The 17,689-nt window shown below is 71.4% G+C and carries 14 protein-coding genes; 8 read left to right on the top strand and 6 right to left on the bottom strand.

Going from position 1 to position 17,689, the window contains the following annotated elements:
* Positions 1–483: 483 nt before the first annotated feature.
* Positions 484–927: a hypothetical protein gene (locus ACWEBX_RS22200; protein WP_451886564.1), complete on the top strand. Its 444-nt coding sequence runs from the start codon at positions 484–486 to the stop codon at positions 925–927.
* Here ACWEBX_RS22200 and ACWEBX_RS22195 read toward each other — a convergent pair.
* The gene (locus ACWEBX_RS22195; protein WP_451886563.1) at positions 917–1,486 is read right to left on the bottom strand and encodes an ATP-binding protein; all 570 of its coding nucleotides are present in this window, start codon (positions 1,484–1,486) and stop codon (positions 917–919) included. The genes ACWEBX_RS22200 and ACWEBX_RS22195 overlap by 11 nt on opposite strands.
* Before the next feature lie 161 nt (positions 1,487–1,647).
* Here ACWEBX_RS22195 and ACWEBX_RS22190 point away from each other — a divergent pair, with 161 nt between their 5' ends.
* The 4 genes from ACWEBX_RS22190 to ACWEBX_RS22175 all read left to right on the top strand — a co-directional run bounded on the left by ACWEBX_RS22190 (position 1,648) and on the right by ACWEBX_RS22175 (position 5,314).
* Positions 1,648–2,502 (top strand): helix-turn-helix domain-containing protein, encoded by an 855-nt coding sequence (locus ACWEBX_RS22190; protein ID WP_451886562.1) that lies wholly within the window; start codon positions 1,648–1,650, stop codon positions 2,500–2,502.
* An 11-nt stretch (positions 2,503–2,513) separates the two neighbouring features.
* A complete protein-coding gene (locus ACWEBX_RS22185; protein WP_451886561.1) occupies positions 2,514–2,696 on the top strand; it encodes a DUF397 domain-containing protein in 183 nt (60 codons plus the stop codon).
* 67 nt (positions 2,697–2,763) lie between these two features.
* Positions 2,764–4,629, top strand: coding sequence for a hypothetical protein (locus ACWEBX_RS22180; protein ID WP_451886560.1), 1,866 nt, complete (start codon positions 2,764–2,766; stop codon positions 4,627–4,629).
* 148 nt (positions 4,630–4,777) lie between these two features.
* Positions 4,778–5,314, top strand: a complete 537-nt coding sequence (locus ACWEBX_RS22175) for a hypothetical protein (RefSeq protein ID WP_451886559.1) — start codon at positions 4,778–4,780, stop codon at positions 5,312–5,314.
* Positions 5,315–5,341: 27 nt separating this feature from the next.
* Here ACWEBX_RS22175 and ACWEBX_RS22170 read toward each other — a convergent pair whose 3' ends face one another.
* Positions 5,342–6,073 carry an HNH endonuclease family protein gene (locus tag ACWEBX_RS22170; protein ID WP_451886558.1) on the bottom strand — a complete coding sequence of 244 codons (732 nt, stop codon included), beginning with the start codon at positions 6,071–6,073 and terminating at the stop codon, positions 5,342–5,344.
* Positions 6,074–6,233: 160 nt separating this feature from the next.
* Between ACWEBX_RS22170 and ACWEBX_RS22165 the strand changes: the two genes are divergently transcribed.
* Positions 6,234–6,425 (top strand): Rv0909 family putative TA system antitoxin, encoded by a 192-nt coding sequence (locus tag ACWEBX_RS22165; protein WP_451886557.1) that lies wholly within the window; start codon positions 6,234–6,236, stop codon positions 6,423–6,425.
* A 167-nt stretch (positions 6,426–6,592) separates the two neighbouring features.
* Here ACWEBX_RS22165 and ACWEBX_RS22160 read toward each other — a convergent pair whose 3' ends face one another.
* Positions 6,593–7,549 (bottom strand): SCO6745 family protein, encoded by a 957-nt coding sequence (locus tag ACWEBX_RS22160; RefSeq protein WP_451886556.1) that lies wholly within the window; start codon positions 7,547–7,549, stop codon positions 6,593–6,595.
* A gap of 105 nt (positions 7,550–7,654) precedes the next feature.
* Here ACWEBX_RS22160 and ACWEBX_RS22155 point away from each other — a divergent pair, with 105 nt between their 5' ends.
* Complete coding sequence (locus ACWEBX_RS22155) at positions 7,655–8,245, top strand: TetR/AcrR family transcriptional regulator (protein WP_451886555.1); 591 nt, start codon at positions 7,655–7,657, stop codon at positions 8,243–8,245.
* A gap of 95 nt (positions 8,246–8,340) precedes the next feature.
* On the opposite strand, the gene mfd is transcribed toward ACWEBX_RS22155, so the two are convergent.
* The 3 genes from mfd to ACWEBX_RS22140 form a co-directional block, all read right to left on the bottom strand.
* The gene (gene mfd, locus ACWEBX_RS22150; protein ID WP_451886554.1) at positions 8,341–11,892 is read right to left on the bottom strand and encodes a transcription-repair coupling factor; all 3,552 of its coding nucleotides are present in this window, start codon (positions 11,890–11,892) and stop codon (positions 8,341–8,343) included.
* A 290-nt stretch (positions 11,893–12,182) separates the two neighbouring features.
* A complete protein-coding gene (locus tag ACWEBX_RS22145) occupies positions 12,183–14,762 on the bottom strand; it encodes an ABC transporter permease (RefSeq protein WP_451886553.1) in 2,580 nt (859 codons plus the stop codon).
* Positions 14,759–15,547 (bottom strand): ABC transporter ATP-binding protein, encoded by a 789-nt coding sequence (locus ACWEBX_RS22140; RefSeq protein ID WP_451886552.1) that lies wholly within the window; start codon positions 15,545–15,547, stop codon positions 14,759–14,761. The genes ACWEBX_RS22145 and ACWEBX_RS22140 overlap by 4 nt, the downstream gene beginning before the upstream one ends.
* Before the next feature lie 428 nt (positions 15,548–15,975).
* Between ACWEBX_RS22140 and ACWEBX_RS22135 the strand changes: the two genes are divergently transcribed.
* Positions 15,976–17,535: an MFS transporter gene (locus ACWEBX_RS22135; RefSeq protein WP_451886551.1), complete on the top strand. Its 1,560-nt coding sequence runs from the start codon at positions 15,976–15,978 to the stop codon at positions 17,533–17,535.
* Positions 17,536–17,689 lie beyond the last annotated feature (154 nt).

Raw genomic sequence — 17,689 nt, 5'->3', positions numbered from 1 at the left:
GACTCCCTCCCCGCCGGGAGCCCGGCCCGATCCTGACGACCGGCCCGGCCGACGGCCCCCCGACGCACCGGAGCAGAGCAGCCCGGCAGCCCAGCGGCCCTATTCACCGGAGCAGCCCGGCAGCTCTCCGACGCACCGGAGCAGCACGGTGAGCGCCGCCCATTCCCCGGCGGCCCCCCGGCTCCACCTCCCTACACACATCCCGTCGGTGCCCGTCGGTGCCGATGAACCGGCGCACGCCTCGCGCACGGGCGCCCGCTTGACTCCCCCGTGAATGGTCTTGACTCCCCCATGACTCGAACTTGAGTTCACCTTGCATGAATTGATCATTCAACTTTCCCCTGGCTTGAAACACTCCCCTGGCAAGTGAGGGGAGTCGGGCGAGGGTCGACGACGGGGGACCGATGGCGGCCGCGACGACGGCCGGCGCGACCAGACCCGACGACCCGCTCGTCCCCACCCCGTCACACCAGGAGTCCACCCATGGCCATCAACGCCCGCCGCAACAGACAACTGCTGGAGACCTCGGCCCCCTTGCTGGTCCCGGGCGAGCAGGTCGAACTCACCAGCCTCGCCTCCATCGGCACGGTCTCGGTGCGCAAGCAGGCCCTCACCGCGATCATCGTCGGCATCCTCACCCTGGGCATGGTGATGGCGACGGTCCGGCCGCGTGCGGTCTACGTCGTCCTGACGAACCAGCGGATCCTGTTCTTCGACGGCAACCGGGGCGGAAAGCCGGGCGCGTTGCTGATGAACATCGCCCGCCCGTACGTCACCGCGACCTCGGCCAAGAAGGCGTTCCTCGGCCTGAAGACCGTCACCCACCTGAGCATCGAGGGCCAGGAGGGCACACTCAAGGTCGACTTCCCGGTCCAGACCCGCGCCGACGGCCACGTGTTCGCCGGGGCCCTGCCCGTCACGCGCTGACGCACACCGGGGCCGCCACGGCCGGCGGCCCCGCCTCGCACCACAGCAGCTTGCCGCTCGTACCGAAGAGATCGTCGCCGAGCGGGTGCCCGCCCCAGGCGTCCGCGTAGTGGCATACGAGGAAGAGCCCGCGCCCGCCGTCCGCCTCGGCCGGCGCGGGACCGAGCACGCCGTGCCGCCTGTCGAACGGGGGCGGGATGTGCGGGTCGGCGTCCCAGACACTGATCCGCAGCCGGCCCCCGTCGAGCGCCCGGAGCCGGAGGGTGGCGCGCCCGCCGGAGTGCCGGTAGGCGTTCGTGACGAGCTCCGAGGCCAACAGCTCGGCGGCATCGGCGATTTCGGCCATTCCATGTCCACCGAGAACAGCCCTGAGGGTGACCCGGGCGACGCGGGGCGCGAGCGGATCATGCGGAAGCTGGAGGGCGTACGCCCAAGAGGGGGACGCATCGGACTTCTGCGGGGATACGGTGACCGTGAACGCCTCCTGCGGTGGGGGTATCCGGGTTCGCTCTACCGGTCCGGCCGGGCGGTGGCATGTCGCGGCGCGTACGTGCGGCACGGTGCGCTTTCGGCTTACGGGCGAGGCGAGTTGAGCGACTTGGACTCCATGACCGTAGGGCGTTTCATGGACTACATTCCATGGATTGCAGGGAACGTAGTCCCTAATACCTTCGTGTGGGTGACCCACGCGCCAAACGTACGAACGGGAAGTCGCCGCTCATGCCGCAGCCGAGCCCACTGCCCACCGCGCGCCGCCGCCGACTGGGGGTCGAGCTGCGGAGACTGCGTGAGCGTGCGGACCTGTCCGCCACGCAGGCGGCCGCACTGCTGGGGGCCACGCAGTCACGCGTGAGCAACATCGAGGCCGGCCGCTACGGCGTCAGCGCCGACCGAGTACGCACCATGGCCCGCCACTACGACTGCACCGACGAACCCCTGATCGACGCGCTCGCGGCGATGACCGGCGAGCGTCGACGGGGCTGGTGGGAGGAGTACCGCGAGATCCTGTCGCCCCGCATGCTGGACCTCACAGAGGTCGAGCACCACGCCGTGGCGGTCCGGGTGGCGCAGATCATCAACATCCCCGGCCTTCTGCAGACCACGGAACACGCCCGTGTGCTGTTCGGCCACACCGTGCCCGCCCTGAAACCTCACGAGATCGAGCACCGCGTCTCGCACCGCATCAAGCGGCAAGCGCTCCTGCACCGCGAACAACCGCAGCCGTACACCGCGATCATCCACGAAGCCGCCCTGCGCATGCGCTTCGGCGACCGCACCACGGTCAGGACCCAGCTCCGTCACCTCAACGAGATGAGCGAGCTCGACCACGTCACGATCGCCGTCGTCCCGTTCGCCGGAGGCCCGTTCCACACGTCCGGTCAGGGAATCGACTACTTTCACGGCCCGGTCCGTCAGCTCGACACCGTCCAGTCGGACACCGACCACGGCTCTGAACTCATCGACGCACCCGCCCAGTTGGAACGTCAGCATCTTGTCCTGGACCGTATGTACCAAGTAGCGCTCTCCCAGGCCGAGTCCCGTGACTTCATCGCCCAACTCGCCCAAGACGCCTGAAGGAGCCCTCGATGCCCGGACTGAACTGGCAGAAGTCCACGTACAGTCAGGAGGCCTCCTCCTGCGTCTACGTCGCCACCACCCCCACCGGAACGATCCTCCTGCGCGAGAGCGACGAGCCGGAGACCGTTCTCGCCACCGGGGCGCGCCAACTCGGCGCCCTGATAGCCGCCCTGCGGCCGACGCGGGGCTAGCGACTCGGGGGCGTTGTCGGAGGCGGTCGGTAGGGTCGGCGCACCTGATCGATCGAGGAGCGTGCGCATGAGATCTCCGGCCGAGCTGGACGACGTCCGGTGGTCCGAACTGACCCACGCCTACGGCCCCGCCGAGGACGTACCGGAGCTGATCAGGGCGCTCTACGAGAACGACGAGGAAGCCTCCGACGAGGCGGTCTACGAGCTCTACGGCAACATCCACCACCAGGGCACGATCTACCAGGCCTCGGCGCCCGCCGTCCCCTTCCTCGCGCACGCCGCACTGCACGCACCGCGCAAGCGCGAGGACCTGCTGATGCTCCTCGCGGTCCTCGCCGACCACAGTCCCGCCTTCGTCGAATCACCGCACTGGCCCGGAAGTGACATTGCCGCGGTCTGCGCGGAACTCTGCGAGGTACTCCCGGGACTGCTGCCGTGCCTGGAGGACCCCGAGCGCGGGGTGCGCCGGGCGGCGCTCCGGACGGTCGCGGCCGTGGCCGACCTGCTCCCGTACAAGCTGTGGGTCCTGACCGTCGAGCGGGTCGACGCGCTCTACGCCGACGATCCCGTCGCGGCCGTGCGGGCGGACGCGCTGGTGGTCCTGAACCGGTTCGGCCGGGTGCTGGAACCTCTGGACAGCCCGCTGCCCGAGGTGAGGCTCGCCGCGGCCCTGCTGGCCGCCGACCGGCTGGGGCCGCCCTACGCGCCCCGACTCGTGGAGATCTTCGCCGAGGACGGCGCCGAGCCGGACCCCGGGGACGACGACTTCCCGTGGTCGGACACCACCACCCAGGAGGAGCGGCTCACCGAACTGCTCACCCTGGATCCGGACGTGGGCCTCACCGTGGCCGCCCGCTGGATCGGGGCCGGAGACCTCGGCTCACAGGGTTCCTGGCTGGCGGAAGGGATCGCCGCGAGCTGGCGCGACAGGGAGCGCGAGGTCCTGAGCCTGTCGCTGGCCGCCCTCCCTCACGCGAGGGACACCGCCGCCCTCCGCACCCGCCTCCGCGTGATCGGCCACTGGATCGACCTCCTGCCCGAGCCGGACGCCGACCTCCGGAACGCGCTCCACCGGCACGCCGGCGCCGAGGACGAGAGCGCAGAACCGGCGCTCCTCGCTCTGACGCACTCCCGCGACCCGCGCGCCGTGGACCTGGTCATCGAGCGCCCCACCGCCCGGCTGCTCGAAGCGGCGGCCCGGCGCTTCCCGGAGGCGGCCCACCGGCTGATACCGGTGATACGCCGAGAGCTGGCCGCGGGCGCCACCGGGAACGACGGCATCGCCCTCGTCCTGGCCCTGGACGCGTTCGGCGCCGAAGCCCGCGCGGCCCAGCCCGAGCTGATCGACTGCCTCCGGACCCGCCGCGCGGCCATCGTCGCCGCGCGCCGGCTCGGCGCCAACGCGGTGAGCACACCCGAGATCACCGACCTGCTGCACGAAGCCACGCGGAGCACGGACGCCTCCCTGAGGGCCTCGGCGGCAGTGGCACACCACCGCCTGACCGGCGACCCCGACACGGCACTTCGCACCTACGAGGGGCTGCTCTCCCCCGGAGGCCAGGCCCACTGGTACCTGAGCGGTCTGGAGCCGATGGGCGGCGCGGCCGCTCCCCTGCTCCCCCGCGTCGAGCCGCTGCTGGAGGCCGGCCACGACTGGACGCGCAAGGCGGCCTCCGAGGCCCACCACTGGATCACCGGCTCCCCGGACCGCGCCGTCCCCGTCCTCGCCGACCTGGCCGGCACCACCCCGGTAGGCCTCAGCGCCCTCAAGGCCCTCACCACGACAGGCTGTTCCCCGGAGGAACTCCACCCGTCCCTCCAGTCCTACGTGTCCTCCCCGAAGCGCCTCCTCACCGACACCTCGTTCTCGGGCCAGGGCCACCCGGACGAAGAACTCCGCACCGTGTCCCGGCTGTTGCTCACGATCGGCTGACCGGGTCCGGCGGGAGCACGGGGGCCGGCCCGCCGAGCCCCGGCGCTTGTCGGCGCGCGCGTCGAACACGACTTCGACCAGGGGAACACTCCGTAACAGCTCCGCTACACAGGCACGCCGCGACGGCCCGAACGCCAGCATCTCCCGCATGCACAGAACCACCTCCGCCGCCGCGTCGGCCATCGCGCCCGTCGTCGCCCTCCTGACCCTCCTGACCGCGTGCGGCAACGCACCCGCGAAATCCCCGGCCGACGCACACGAACCGGCGAGGGCGAGCACGCGCACCGACGGCCGGCCCACCGCGCGGGCCGCCTTCCAGGCCCTGTCCACACGGGTGGGGACAGCGACCCTCACGGGAACCGTCACCGCGGAGAACGACCCCAACCACCTGCTCGGACGCCCCGACGAGTACACGTCCAAAGTCACGTTCTCGGACAGCTGGGTGCAGGCCTCCCAGGTGACCGGCGCGGACCCGGGAGCCGTCGAACGCGGCGGCGCGATCGAGGTGTTCGCCGACGCATCCGACGCCAGGGCACGCGCGGACTACCTCCGCGGCATCGCCGAGTCCTCCCCGGCCTTCGCCGAATACGACTACGTCCACGGCTCGGTACTCGTCCGCGTCTCCCGCTACCTCACCCCGAAACAGGCGGCGCAATACGAGTCGGCCGCCGCCGATCTGGACTGAGAACGGGCGGCGGCTCGCCTCTTCTCATCACTTCGCGTGGAACCTCTTCGGCGCCTCGGTCGGGTTCCCGCCCGAGGGGAGCTTCTGGCCCGGGCATCCGCCCAGCACCTTCTTCATGGCCGCCTTCTCGGCGCCGGTGACCCAGAGCCCGTACTTCTTCTTCACCGCCACCTGCGCGGCGACATACGTGCAGCGGTACGCCTTGTTCGGCGGGAGCCAGGTCGCGGTGTCGCCGTCGCCCTTGCTGCGGTTGGCGCTCGCGCCGACGGCACGGAGGTTGAGCGGGTCGTTGGCCAGCGCTATCCGCTTGCTCGCGTCCCAGTACTTGGCGCCCTTCTGCCAGGCGTCCGAGAGCGCGACGAGGTGGTCGATGTCGACCAGGCTGCGGCCACGCACGAAGGTGACGTCCTTGCCCCCGTACGGATCGGGTTCGAGGACACCACGGGACACCCGGCACTTGCCGTCGCTGAACGACACGTCCTTCAGGTCCCGCTTGAGGATGTCGTCACGGGTGTCGCACCGGTTCGCGTCGGTGTCGGCCCAGGCCGTGCCGAACCGCTCTCTGCTGTACCCGGTCTTGGGCGCGCGCCCCTTGACGGCCAGCGAGTCCACGGCGGAGAGCGCGGCCCCACCACCGCCGGCGGCCGTCTCCTGCGGCCCCTCCGAGCCCAGCGCGTCCTTCTTGCAGCCGCTGACTCCGGCACCCATGACGAGCACCACCAACGCGGCAGCCGCCGCCCCACCCCTCAGACGCAGCACGACGCCCCTCCCCTTCGCCTCCCCGGTCCGCCCCGATCGGACGTGATTCCCGTCTGCCCAAGGTAATGGCCGCCATGCTCCCGCCATACCGGGCATCAATGGGCAAGAGGCGCACGCCGGGCGTATCGTCGATCGTGAGTCACCCGGGAAGGAGCTCTGGATGGGCATCTTCGACAAGTTCAAGCACAACAAGGCGGCGCAGGACAAAGCATCGGACATGTCCGATGCCGCCGAGAAGCAGGTCAACAAGAGGACCGGCGACAAATACACGGACAAGGTCGACGACGCGCAGCAGAAGGCCGAAGGCACGATGGGCATGGACCGCGACCGCGACCGGCCCCCACAGTCATAGCCGGAGCGATCCGAGCAACCCCCTCCAATCCGAGCCCCACCGCGGCATCCCCGCCGGGTGGGGTTGGGGTCGTTGACCCTCCGCGCCGGAGTCGGGGCCGTCGCCCCGCCCCTCCCCGCCCGGGTTCGCCGGGCCTCGTCGCGCGCGCCAGACCTTCCTCGCGCGCGTCAGACCTTCCCGATCCCCAGCGTCGTCTCCGACGGCAACAGTCCCGAGCCCAGCACGGCGACCCAGAACTCGCCGAGCAGATCGGCGAGGCGGGTGACGGACTCCGGGCCGAGCGCCTGCCAGGGGGCGGCGGCCAGCCGATCGGTGTGACGCTCGACCCGGCGGCGCAGCTCGCGGCCGGCCTCCGTGGCGATGCCGTCCTCGTCGACCAGGCCCCGGACGGCCAGCCGGTCCCGGGCGGCGGCCCACTCCTCGGGGCTCCAGCCACGGCTCTCGAACCGCTCCACGGAGGCCGCGCCTATCGCCGCGAAGGAGACCAGCGATTCGGCCGGGTCCAGCTCCGCGACGAGCAGGGCCGCGAGATGACCGTCGCCGCGGTGCTCGCGCAGGATCGTCGCCGCGTGCCAGAGCCGGAGATGCGGGGCCTCGGGCCAGGGCAACTCGGCGTTGGCCGCGGCGAGCTGACGGCCCGCGGTGTCCACGGCCTCGGCGGCCCGACGGGCCAGCGCGGCGGCCTCGGCCAGCTCGGGACTGTCGACGCGGTCGCCGAGGATCGCGCGGTACGCCCGGTCGACCGCGCGCTCGCGCGCCGCAAGCACCTTCTTCGGACTCGCGGTCCGCCACGCGGACTTGATGTGCGCGTCCACCATGCGCGGGCTGAAACTATAGAAGGCGGAGGCCACCCGCCGGCCGCCCACCGCCCCCAACGGCGCCGCGCGGTAGGGGAAGTAGCTGGGCCAGCGCTCCTCGGTCCCGTATCCGAGCGCCGCCGCCTCCTCGAAGGCCTCCGGCGCGTAATACAGCACGGCGTGCAGGGGTTCCAGCAGATGCCAGAGCTGACGCACCCGCCCGAGGTCGACACCCGCGGCGTCCGCGGGCACGCCCCCCTCCCCGCCCGCAGCACCCGCAGCACCCGCAGCACTGACCCCACTCGCCCCGCTCACCTTCCCGGACATGACTCCACCCCTCGTCACGTATCGACACGCTCACAACTTGACACTGCCAAGATTGCACCGGCCGACCGAACTTGTCAACGACTAGATTCGGCGTACGCTGCTGTCATGGATCCCGCGAAGACCAGTGGCTCAGCTCGCCCGTACCACCACGGGGACCTGCGCCGCGCCATCCTCGGCGCCGCTCTCGACGTCATCGCCACCGAAGGACCCTCCGCGGTGAGCCTGCGAGACCTGGCCCGCCGCGCGGGCGTCTCGCACGCGGCACCGGCACACCACTTCAAGGACCGCGTCGGCCTCCTCACGGCCGTCGCGGCGGAGGGCTTCGGGCTCCTGGCGACCGCGCTCGACGACGCCGAGGACCTACGGGACGCGGGCGTGCGCTACGTACGCTTCGCGCGGGAGCATCCGGCCCACTTCCAGGTCATGTTCGCCCCGGAGCTGCTCCGCGCGAACGACCTGGAGCTCGCGACGGCCCGGACACTAGCCGGCGGGCGGCTGCGGGCCGCCGTGGCCGCGATCCCCTCGGAGGGCCGCGGCCCCGACGCCCGCCTCGCCGGCATCGCGGCCTGGTCCCTCGCCCACGGCTTCGCCACACTCCTGATCAGCCACAACCTGGACGGCCAGGTGGGCGGACAGGACGCGGACGAGGTCTTCCACGCCCTGACGGGCATGCTGTTCCGCTCCCCACAGTCCTGACCGCCCACTCCCGCGGGCGGGCGCCGCCCCCGGCGCCACCACCGGCCCCGGCGGCCGCTCCCTCGACGCGAACCCGGCGGCTACGGCCCCGGCGGTTACGACCCCAGGATCGAAGCCAGGAACTCCCCGGTCCAGCCGAGCAGTTCCCGGCCCACCAGCGGCCTTCCGCCGACCTTCGCGGTCTTCGGGCGGGGGACGAGGATCTGGTGGGCGGTCGGCTTGATGACGGTTCCCGGGTACAGACGCTGCAGGCGCAGCTCCTGGGACTCCCTCAACTCCACCGGCGCGAAGCGGATGTTGTTGCCCTGGAGGACGATCTCGCCGACCCCGCAGGCGCGCGCGAGCATCCGCAGACCCGCCACCAGGAGCAGGTTCTCGACCGGCTCCGGGAGCTTGCCGTAGCGGTCGACCAGTTCCTCGCGTACGGCCTTGACGTCCTCCTCCGTGTTCGCGGAGGCGATGGACCGGTACGCCTGGAGGCGCAGCCGCTCGCCCGGCGCGTACTCGTGCGGGACGTGCGCGTCGACCGGAAGCTCGATCTTGACCTCCAGCGGCGGCTCCTCCTCCACACCGCCCTCCAGCGAGGCGCGGTAGTCCGCGACCGCCTCGCCCACCATGCGGACGTACAGGTCGAAGCCGACGCCGGCGATGTGGCCCGACTGCTCGCCGCCGAGCAGGTTGCCCGCTCCGCGGATCTCCAGGTCCTTCATCGCCACGTACATGCCCGCGCCCATCTCCGTGTGCTGGGCGATCGTCGCGAGCCGCTCGTGGGCGGTCTCCGTCAGCGGCTTCTCCGGCGGGTACAGGAAGTAGGCGTAGCCGCGTTCCCGGCCGCGGCCGACCCGGCCGCGGAGCTGGTGGAGCTGCGACAGGCCGAAGTTGTCGCCGCGCTCCACGATCAGCGTGTTCGCGTTCGAGATGTCGATGCCCGACTCGACGATCGTCGTGGAGACCAGCACGTCGAACTTCTTCTCCCAGAAGTCCACGACCACCTGCTCCAGCGCCGTCTCCGACATCTGGCCGTGGGCCGTGGCGATCCGCGCCTCCGGGACGATCTCCCTGAGGCGGGCGGCCGCCCGGTCGATGGACTCGACCCGGTTGTGGATGTAGAAGACCTGGCCCTCGCGCAGCAGCTCACGGCGGATCGCGGCGCCGATCTGCTTCTCCTCGTACGGGCCGACGAAGGTCAGCACCGGGTGCCGCTCCTCCGGCGGGGTGGTGATCGTGGACATCTCCCGGATGCCCGTCACCGCCATTTCGAGCGTACGGGGGATGGGGGTGGCCGACATCGTCAGGACGTCGACGTTGGCGCGCAGCTTCTTGAGCTGCTCCTTGTGCTCGACGCCGAAGCGCTGCTCCTCGTCGACGATGACCAGGCCCAGGTCCTTGAACTTCGTCTCCGAGGAGAACAGACGGTGGGTGCCGATGACGAGGTCCACCGAACCCTCGCGCAGGCCCTCCAGGACCGCCTTGGCCTCGGTCTCCGTCTGGAAGCGGGACAGGGCGCGGACGTTCACCGGGAACTGCGAGTAGCGCTCGGAGAACGTGCCGAAGTGCTGCTGCACGAGCAGGGTCGTGGGCACCAGGACCGCGACCTGCTTGCCGTCCTGCACCGCCTTGAACGCGGCGCGGACCGCGATCTCCGTCTTGCCGTAGCCGACGTCGCCGCAGATCAGGCGGTCCATCGGGACCGTCTTCTCCATGTCCTCCTTGACCTCGGCGATCGTCGTGAGCTGGTCGGGGGTCTCCGCGTACGGGAACGCGTCCTCCAGCTCGCGCTGCCAGGGCGTGTCGGCGCCGAAGGCGTGACCGGGGGCGGCCATCCGCGCCGAGTACAGCTTGATCAGGTCGGCGGCGATCTCCTTGACCGCCTTCTTGGCGCGCGCCTTGGTCTTGGTCCAGTCGGCGCCGCCGAGGCGGTGCAGGGTGGGGGCCTCGCCGCCGACGTACTTGGTGATCTGTTCGAGCTGGTCGGTGGGGATGTAGAGGCGGTCGCCGGGCTGACCGCGCTTGGCGGGGGCGTACTCGACGACCAGGTACTCACGGGTCGCGGACTGGACGGTGCGCTGCACCATCTCGATGTAGCGGCCGACACCGTGCTGTTCGTGGACGATGTAGTCGCCGGTCTCCAGGGTCAGCGGGTCGATCGTCTTGCGGCGGCGGGCCGGCATCCGGGCGCCGTCCTTGCCCGCCGCCTTCTGGCCGGAGAGGTCGGTCTCCGTCAGGACGGCGAGGCGGAGCGCCGGGTCGACGAAGCCGTAGTCGATGGAACCGCACGCCACGTGCACGACGGAGGGGCCGATGTCGGTGAGGTCGGTGTCCAGGCGGGCCGCGATGCCCTCGCCGCCGAGCACCTCGACGGTGCGGGCGGCCGGGCCGTGCGCCTCGGTGACGTAGACCGTGTGCCAGCCGTCGGCCAGCCAGCCCTTGGTGTCGGCGAGCGCTCTGGCGGTGTCGCCGCGGTAGGTCTCGGGGGCGTGCATGCCCAGCTTGAGGGTGTCCCCCACCCCGCCGACGAAGGCGTCCGTGAGTTCTCCGTCGGCGGCGAACGGCGACACCGACCACCACATCATGTCCAGCTCGCGGGCCCGGTCCCGTACGTCCGCGATGGACCACAGGGAGGCCGCGCCGACGTCGATGGGGGCCTCGCCGCCGCCGGCCGTCGCCGCCCAGGAGGCTTGGAGGAACTCCTGCGAGGTCGCGACGAGGTCCGCGGCCCGGGTCCGTACCCGCTCCGGGTCGCACACGATCGTCATCGCGCCCTCCGGCAGGACGTCGAGGAGCAGCTCCATGTCGTCGACGAGGACCGGGGCGAGCGATTCCATGCCCTCCACGGCGATGCCCTCGGCGATCTTGCCGAGGAGTTCACCGAGCTCCGGGTGGGCCTCGGCGAGGGCCTCGGCCCGCGCCCGGACGTCCTCCGTGAGCAGCAGTTCGCGGCAGGGCGCGGCCCACAGGCCGTGCTCGGCGACCTCCAGCGAACGCTGGTCCGCGATCTTGAAGTAGCGGATCTCCTCGACGTCGTCGCCCCAGAACTCCACGCGCAGCGGGTGCTCCTCGGTGGGCGGGAAGACGTCCAGGATGCCGCCGCGGACGGCGAACTCGCCGCGCTTCTCGACGAGTTCGACGCGGGAGTATGCGGCTGCCGCGAGCGCCTCGACGGTCTCGCCGAGGTCGGCGCTCACGCCGGTGCGCAGGACGACGGGCTCCAGGTCGCCCAGGCCCTTGACCTGGGGCTGGAGGACCGAGCGGATGGGAGCGACGACGACGGACACCGGTCCGGTCTCGGGGTCGTCGGGGCGCGGGTGGGCGAGGCGCCGCAGGACGGCGAGGCGCCGGCCGACGGTGTCGGAGCGGGGCGAGAGCCGCTCGTGGGGCAGCGTCTCCCACGAGGGGTACTCCGCGACGCCGTCCGGCGGGAGCAGGGAGCGCAGGGCCGCGGCCAGGTCCTCGGCCTCGCGGCCCGTGGCCGTGACCGCGAGGACCGTACGGCCGGTCTCGCGGGCGAGCGCGGCGACGGCGAACGGGCGGGCCGCCGGTGGGCCGACCAGGTCGACATGCATCCGGTTGCCGTCGGCGGCGGCCTTCGCCGCCTCCGTGAGGGCGGCGTCCTTGACGACGGCGTCGAGCAGACCGTGCAGGCTCATGAAGGGCTTCCATCCCGGGGAGTGGGCAACGCGAGACGCCCGACACGTGGGACGGGCCGGGGGCATCCAGCCTACGACTCCGGGCCCGCCCGCGCGTGACCGTCCGCCGAGGGCCCGCCCCGCCCGGGGCGACCGGCCCGTCACCAGGCCCGCCCCGACGCACCGCGTCCCGGACGCGCAGCGGGCCCGGTCCGGGGAGAGTGTTCTCCCCGGACCGGGCCCGCCGGGGCCACCGCGACCCCCGTACGCGGTGGCTCCTTCGACCGCCCGCCGATCGGCCAGGACTGGTCCTAGTCGGTGGCGATCGCGTTCAGGACGTTCATCCGGCCCGCCCGGAACGCCGGGATCAGGGCGGCGAACAGGCCCACGAAGGCCGATCCGACGAAGACCCCGATGATGGTCGGCCAGGGGATCTCCAGGACGTTCAGGCCCTCCAGGGCGAGGAGCTTCTGGGCCGTCGCGCCCCAGCCCATGCCCAGGCCGAGGCCGAGCAGCGCGCCGAAGAGGGCGATGACCACCGACTCCATCCGGATCATGCGGCGGAGCTGGCGGCGCGAGAGGCCGATGGCCCGCATCAGACCGATCTCCCTGGTGCGCTCGACCACCGACAGGGCGAGGGTGTTCACCACACCGAGGACCGCGACGATGATCGCGAGGGCCAGCAGGCCGTAGATCAGGTTCAGGAGCTGGCCGATCTGGTCCTTCATGGCCTGCTTGTAGTCGGTCTGGTCGCGGACCTGGTACTGCGGGTAGTCGTGCAGGGAGGACTTCAGGGCCTTGTACGCGCTGTCCTGCTGTCCGTCCTTGGCCGAGGCGAAGACCAGCTCGTCCAGCGGCATCTTGTCGGCCGGCACGTACTTGGCGAGCGTGGCGGTGGAGATGTACTTCGAGCCCTTGTCGATGACGGCGTCGCTGCTGGTGATGGCGCGGACCGTCAGGTTCGCCGTGGCGCCGTCCTTGAAGGCGACCTTGATCTTCGACCCGAGGTGGATGCCGTGGTCCTTGGCGAACTTGTCGTGCACGGACATCGAGTCGGGCAGGTAGGCGTCCTTCAGATCGCCGGCGACGGTCTTCGTCCGCAGGTCGGTGGCGTACGACGGGTCGGCCGCCGTGATGTCGGTGTCCTTGAGCGTCTTGCCGTCGGGGGTGGTGTAGTCGCCCTCGGTGACCCGGTACTCGGTGACCCGGGACAGCCCCGGCGTCTTCTTCACGGCCTGCACGGCCTGCTGGGTGATCGGCTGACCGCCGTCGTTCTGGATGATGAAGTCGGTGCCGACGGTCTTGTCGAGCTCGTCGGTCGCGGAGGCGACCATGGAGGAGCCGACCACCGAGAGGCAGGCGACCAGCGCGAGGCCGATCATGAGAGCGGCGCCGGTGGCGCCGGTGCGGCGCGGGTTGCGCAGGGCGTTGCGCTCGGCCAGCCGTCCCACCGGGCCGAACGCCCGCAGCAGGACCGCGCCCAGGACGCGCACCACACCGCTCGCGAGCAGCGGGCCGATGACGACGAACCCGAGCAGGCTGAGCACCACGCCGAGGCCGAGCCACATCGAGCCCTGGCTCGCCTTGGTGGCGTCGGCGGCGAGGTAGAGGCCGGCGCCGCCGGCGCCGGTGAGGAGCAGGCCGAGCACGGCCCGTACGACTCCGGCCTTCGCGTCGGCCGGGGCGCCGGCGTCGCGCAGGGCGGCCATCGGGGAGACCTTGCCGGCCCGGCGGGCGGGCAGATAGGCCGCCAGGACGGTGACGACGATGCCGAGCGCCATGCCGATCACCGGGGTCGTCCAGGTCACCGTCAGGTCGTCGGTGGACAGGTTCATGCCGGTCATGCCCATGAGCTTCATCAGGCCGACGGCGATGCCGATGCCCGCGCCGACACCGAGGACGGAGCCGACCGTGCCGAGGAGCAGTGCCTCGACCAGGACCGAGCGGTTGACCTGCTTGCGGCTGGAGCCGATGGCCCGCATCAGACCGATCTCGCGGGTGCGCTGGGCGACCAGCATGGAGAAGGTGTTGATGATCAGGAAGATGCCGACCAGGAAGGCGATGCCGGCGAAGCCGAGCATCGCGTACTTCATGACGTCCAGGAAGCCGCTCACGTCCTGGCTGTTGGCGTCGGCGGTCTCCTTGGCGGTCTGCACCTTGTAGTGGCCGCCGGTCGTGGCCGTCACATCCTGCTTGAGCCGGGCGTCGCTGACTCCGGCGGCCGCGGTGACGTTCACGTTGGTGTAGACGCCGGTCCGGCCGACGAGCGTCTTCTGGGCGGTCGGCGTGTCCAGGTAGAAGATCGCCGCGCCGGGGTTGGTGACGGTGAAGTGCGCGATGCCGGAGATCTGCGCGGTGTGCGTGCCGACGGCGCTGATCACGCCGATCTCGTCACCGAGCTTCAGGTGATGCTTGTCGGCGGTGTCCTCGTCGACCATCACCTGGCCGGAGCCCTTCGGCGCCGAACCGGAGGTGATCTTCATGGTGCGCGCTTCGTTGGCGTTCCAACTGCCGACGATGGTGGGCGCGCCGCTGGAGGGCGACAGGTTGTCCTTGTCGGCGTCGACGACGGTCACGGCGCTGGAGAAGACCGCGCCCTCGGCCGACTTCACGCCCGGCGCGGTACGCACCTGGGCGAGCACCGAGGCGGGCATGACCGGCGGCTTGCCGTTGCCGGACGTCGTCTCACCGGTGTCCGAGGCGCTCTTCGCGCTCACGGTCACATCGGAGGAGGTGGCCGCGAACAGCTTGTCGAACGTCGTGTTCATCGTGTCGCTGAACACGAGCGTTCCGCAGACGAAGGCCACCGACAGCAGGACGGCGACGGCCGACAGGGCCATGCGTCCCTTGTGCGCGAAGAAGTTGCGCATCGAGGTCTTGAGGACGGTCATGACGTCCGCCCGCGGGAGTCGAAGTCCTTCATGCGGTCCAGGACCTGATCGGCCGTCGGCTGGTGCATCTCGTCGACGATCCTGCCGTCCGCGAGATACAGCACACGGTCCGCGTACGAGGCGGCCACCGGGTCGTGCGTGACCATCACGATGGTCTGGCCGAGGTCGTCGACCGAGCGCCGCAGGAAGCCCAGCACCTCGGCGCCGGCCCGGGAGTCGAGGTTTCCGGTCGGCTCGTCGCCGAAGATGATCTCGGGGCGGGCCGCCAGCGCCCGCGCCACGGCGACGCGCTGCTGCTGGCCACCGGAGAGCTGGGTCGGACGGTGCTTGAGCCGGTCCGCCAGCCCGACGGTCTCCACGACCTGGTTCAGCCAGGCCCGGTCGGGCTTGCGGCCCGCGATGTCCATCGGGAGCGTGATGTTCTCCAGGGCGTTCAGCGTCGGCAGCAGGTTGAACGCCTGGAAGATGAAGCCGATCCGGTCCCGGCGAAGCTGCGTCAGCCTCTTGTCCTTGAGCCCGGTGATCTCGGTCTCGTCGAGGAAGATCTGGCCGGAGGTGACGGTGTCGAGCCCGGCGAGGCAGTGCATGAGGGTGGACTTGCCGGACCCCGACGGGCCCATGATCGCGGTGAACCGGCCCCGCGCGATATCCACGTCGACCTGGTCGAGGGCCACGACGCGGGTCTCCCCGGACCCGTACGCCTTGACGACCTGTCGCGCCCGCGCGGCGACGGCCGTACGCCCTCCAGTGCCCTCGTGCCTGGGAATGCTTACAGCCGATGTCACGGTATGTCTCCTAAGTCGGCCGGCAGGGGGCCCTGCCGGGCTGCGAAAGTCTGTGAGCGGGTGCGACGGGCCACGGAGGTCCACGCCGTTCGGACGCGGTGTGCCGGCCACGTCCGTAAGTCTGCTGCCGTCAGGGGGTCGTACGCGCTGGTGCACGGCCCCGTCTTCTGCTGGGGAAAACCCCACCCCCGGAGGTGCGGTCCGTACGACCGGAGCGCGACCCCGACGACGTAAAACCAGGTTAAGAACGGCTTGGGCCCGTCTCCTCCTCCGGCGGGACGAACCCTCCCCGAGCCCTGGTACGGAGATCCCCCTAGGGGTTCTCCACCCTCCGGTGGACAACCCCTCGGGGTCGGGTCCACCCCTGGGCCCACACAGCCTCCACCCTCCCCCGGCGTGAGGCTCAAGTGGGAAGCTGGCCCCGGCAGATGGATGCAGGGGGAAGGAATCCCGTGGGCGAGGGGAACACCGGGAGGAACACCGGGACACCGGTCGTACGGGAGCACGCCGCCCGCGCGGACCGGGCCGAGACCCGGCGGCGGCGCGCCGTCGTCGCCGCGCTCATGCTGGCGATGGGGCTCGCCGCCCTCGACTCCACCGTCGTGTCCACCGCCGTTCCGCAGATCGTCGGCGACCTCGGCGGCTTCTCGGTCTTCTCCTGGCTGTTCTCGGGCTATCTGCTGGCCGTCACGGTCACGCTCCCCGTCTACGGCAAGCTCTCCGACACCTTCGGCCGCAAACCGGTCCTCCTGGCGGGCGCCGCGCTCTTCCTCCTCGGCTCCCTGCTCTGCGCCGGCGCGTGGAACATGGCCGCGCTCATCGCTTTCCGCGTCGTCCAGGGCCTGGGCGGCGGTGCCCTCCAGGGCACCGTGCAGACACTCGCCGCCGATCTGTACCCGCTCAAGGAACGCCCGAAGATCCAGGCCAGGCTGTCCACGGTGTGGGCGACCTCGGCCGTCGCGGGCCCCGCCCTGGGCGGCCTCCTCGCGACGTACGCCGACTGGCGGTGGATCTTCCTCGTCAATCTTCCGGTCGGCGCCCTCGCCCTGTGGCTGATCGCCCGTCATCTGCGCGAGCCGCAGCGGACCGCCCCCGGCCGGCGGCCGCGGATCGACTGGGCGGGCGCCCTCGCGGTGTTCGCCTGCGGCGGTGTCCTGCTGACCGCGCTCGTGCAGGGCGGTGTCGCCTGGGACTGGCTCTCGGCCCCCTCGATCGCCCTGTTCACCGGGGGAGCGTGCCTGCTCGCGGTCGTCGTGGTGGTGGAGCGGCGGGCGGCCGAACCGATCATCCCCGGCTGGGTGTGGCGCCGCCGCACGATCGCGGCGGTCAACCTGGCGCTCGGGGCCCTCGGCCTGCTGATGGTCGCGCCGACGGTCTTCCTGCCCACCTACGCGCAGGCGGTCCTCGGCCTCGCCCCGGTCTCCGCCGGATTCGTGCTCTCCGTATGGACGTTGAGCTGGCCGGTGTCCGCGGCGCTCAGCCAGCACGTCTACCGCCGCATCGGCTTCCGCGACACCGCCGTGCTCGGCATCGGCGCGGCAGGCCTGCTCCTGCTCGCCTTCCCCTTCCTGCCCACCCCGGGCGAACCGTGGCAGCCCGTCCTGCTGATGCTGCTGCTGGGCGGCGCCCTCGGCCTCTTCCAGCTCCCCCTGATCGTCGGCGTCCAGTCCACCGTCGGATGGGCCGAACGCGGTACGACCACCGCCTCCGTCCTGTTCTGCCGGCAGACCGGACAGACCCTCGGCGCCGCCCTCTTCGGCGCCATCGCCAACGGGGTGCTGGCCGCGCGGCTCGGCGGCGCCGGAGATCTCGACGCGGTGACCCGCGCGCTGAACTCGGGCACCCCGGACGGGCAGTTGCGCCACGCGGTCGCCGACGCGGTGCACACGGTCTATCTGGGCGCCGCCGGTGCCGCCGCGCTCGCCTTCCTGGTCCTGCTGCTCGTCGCACCGCGCCGCTTCCCGGTCCTCGACGACCTCACGGACTGACCCCGGCCGCCCCTCAGACACCGGAGGGGCTGAAACTCACGCCCGCGCACCCGCACCCGCACCCGGAATGCGACGGAAGGGGCCGTGCCGGTACATCGATGCCCGTCGCCACCGACGCCCACCCCTCACCCAACGGCGACGGGCTGATGCACCC

Source organism: Streptomyces sp. NPDC005070 (assembly GCF_053600395.1).
This window is presented reverse-complemented; position numbering and strand designations above follow the sequence as displayed.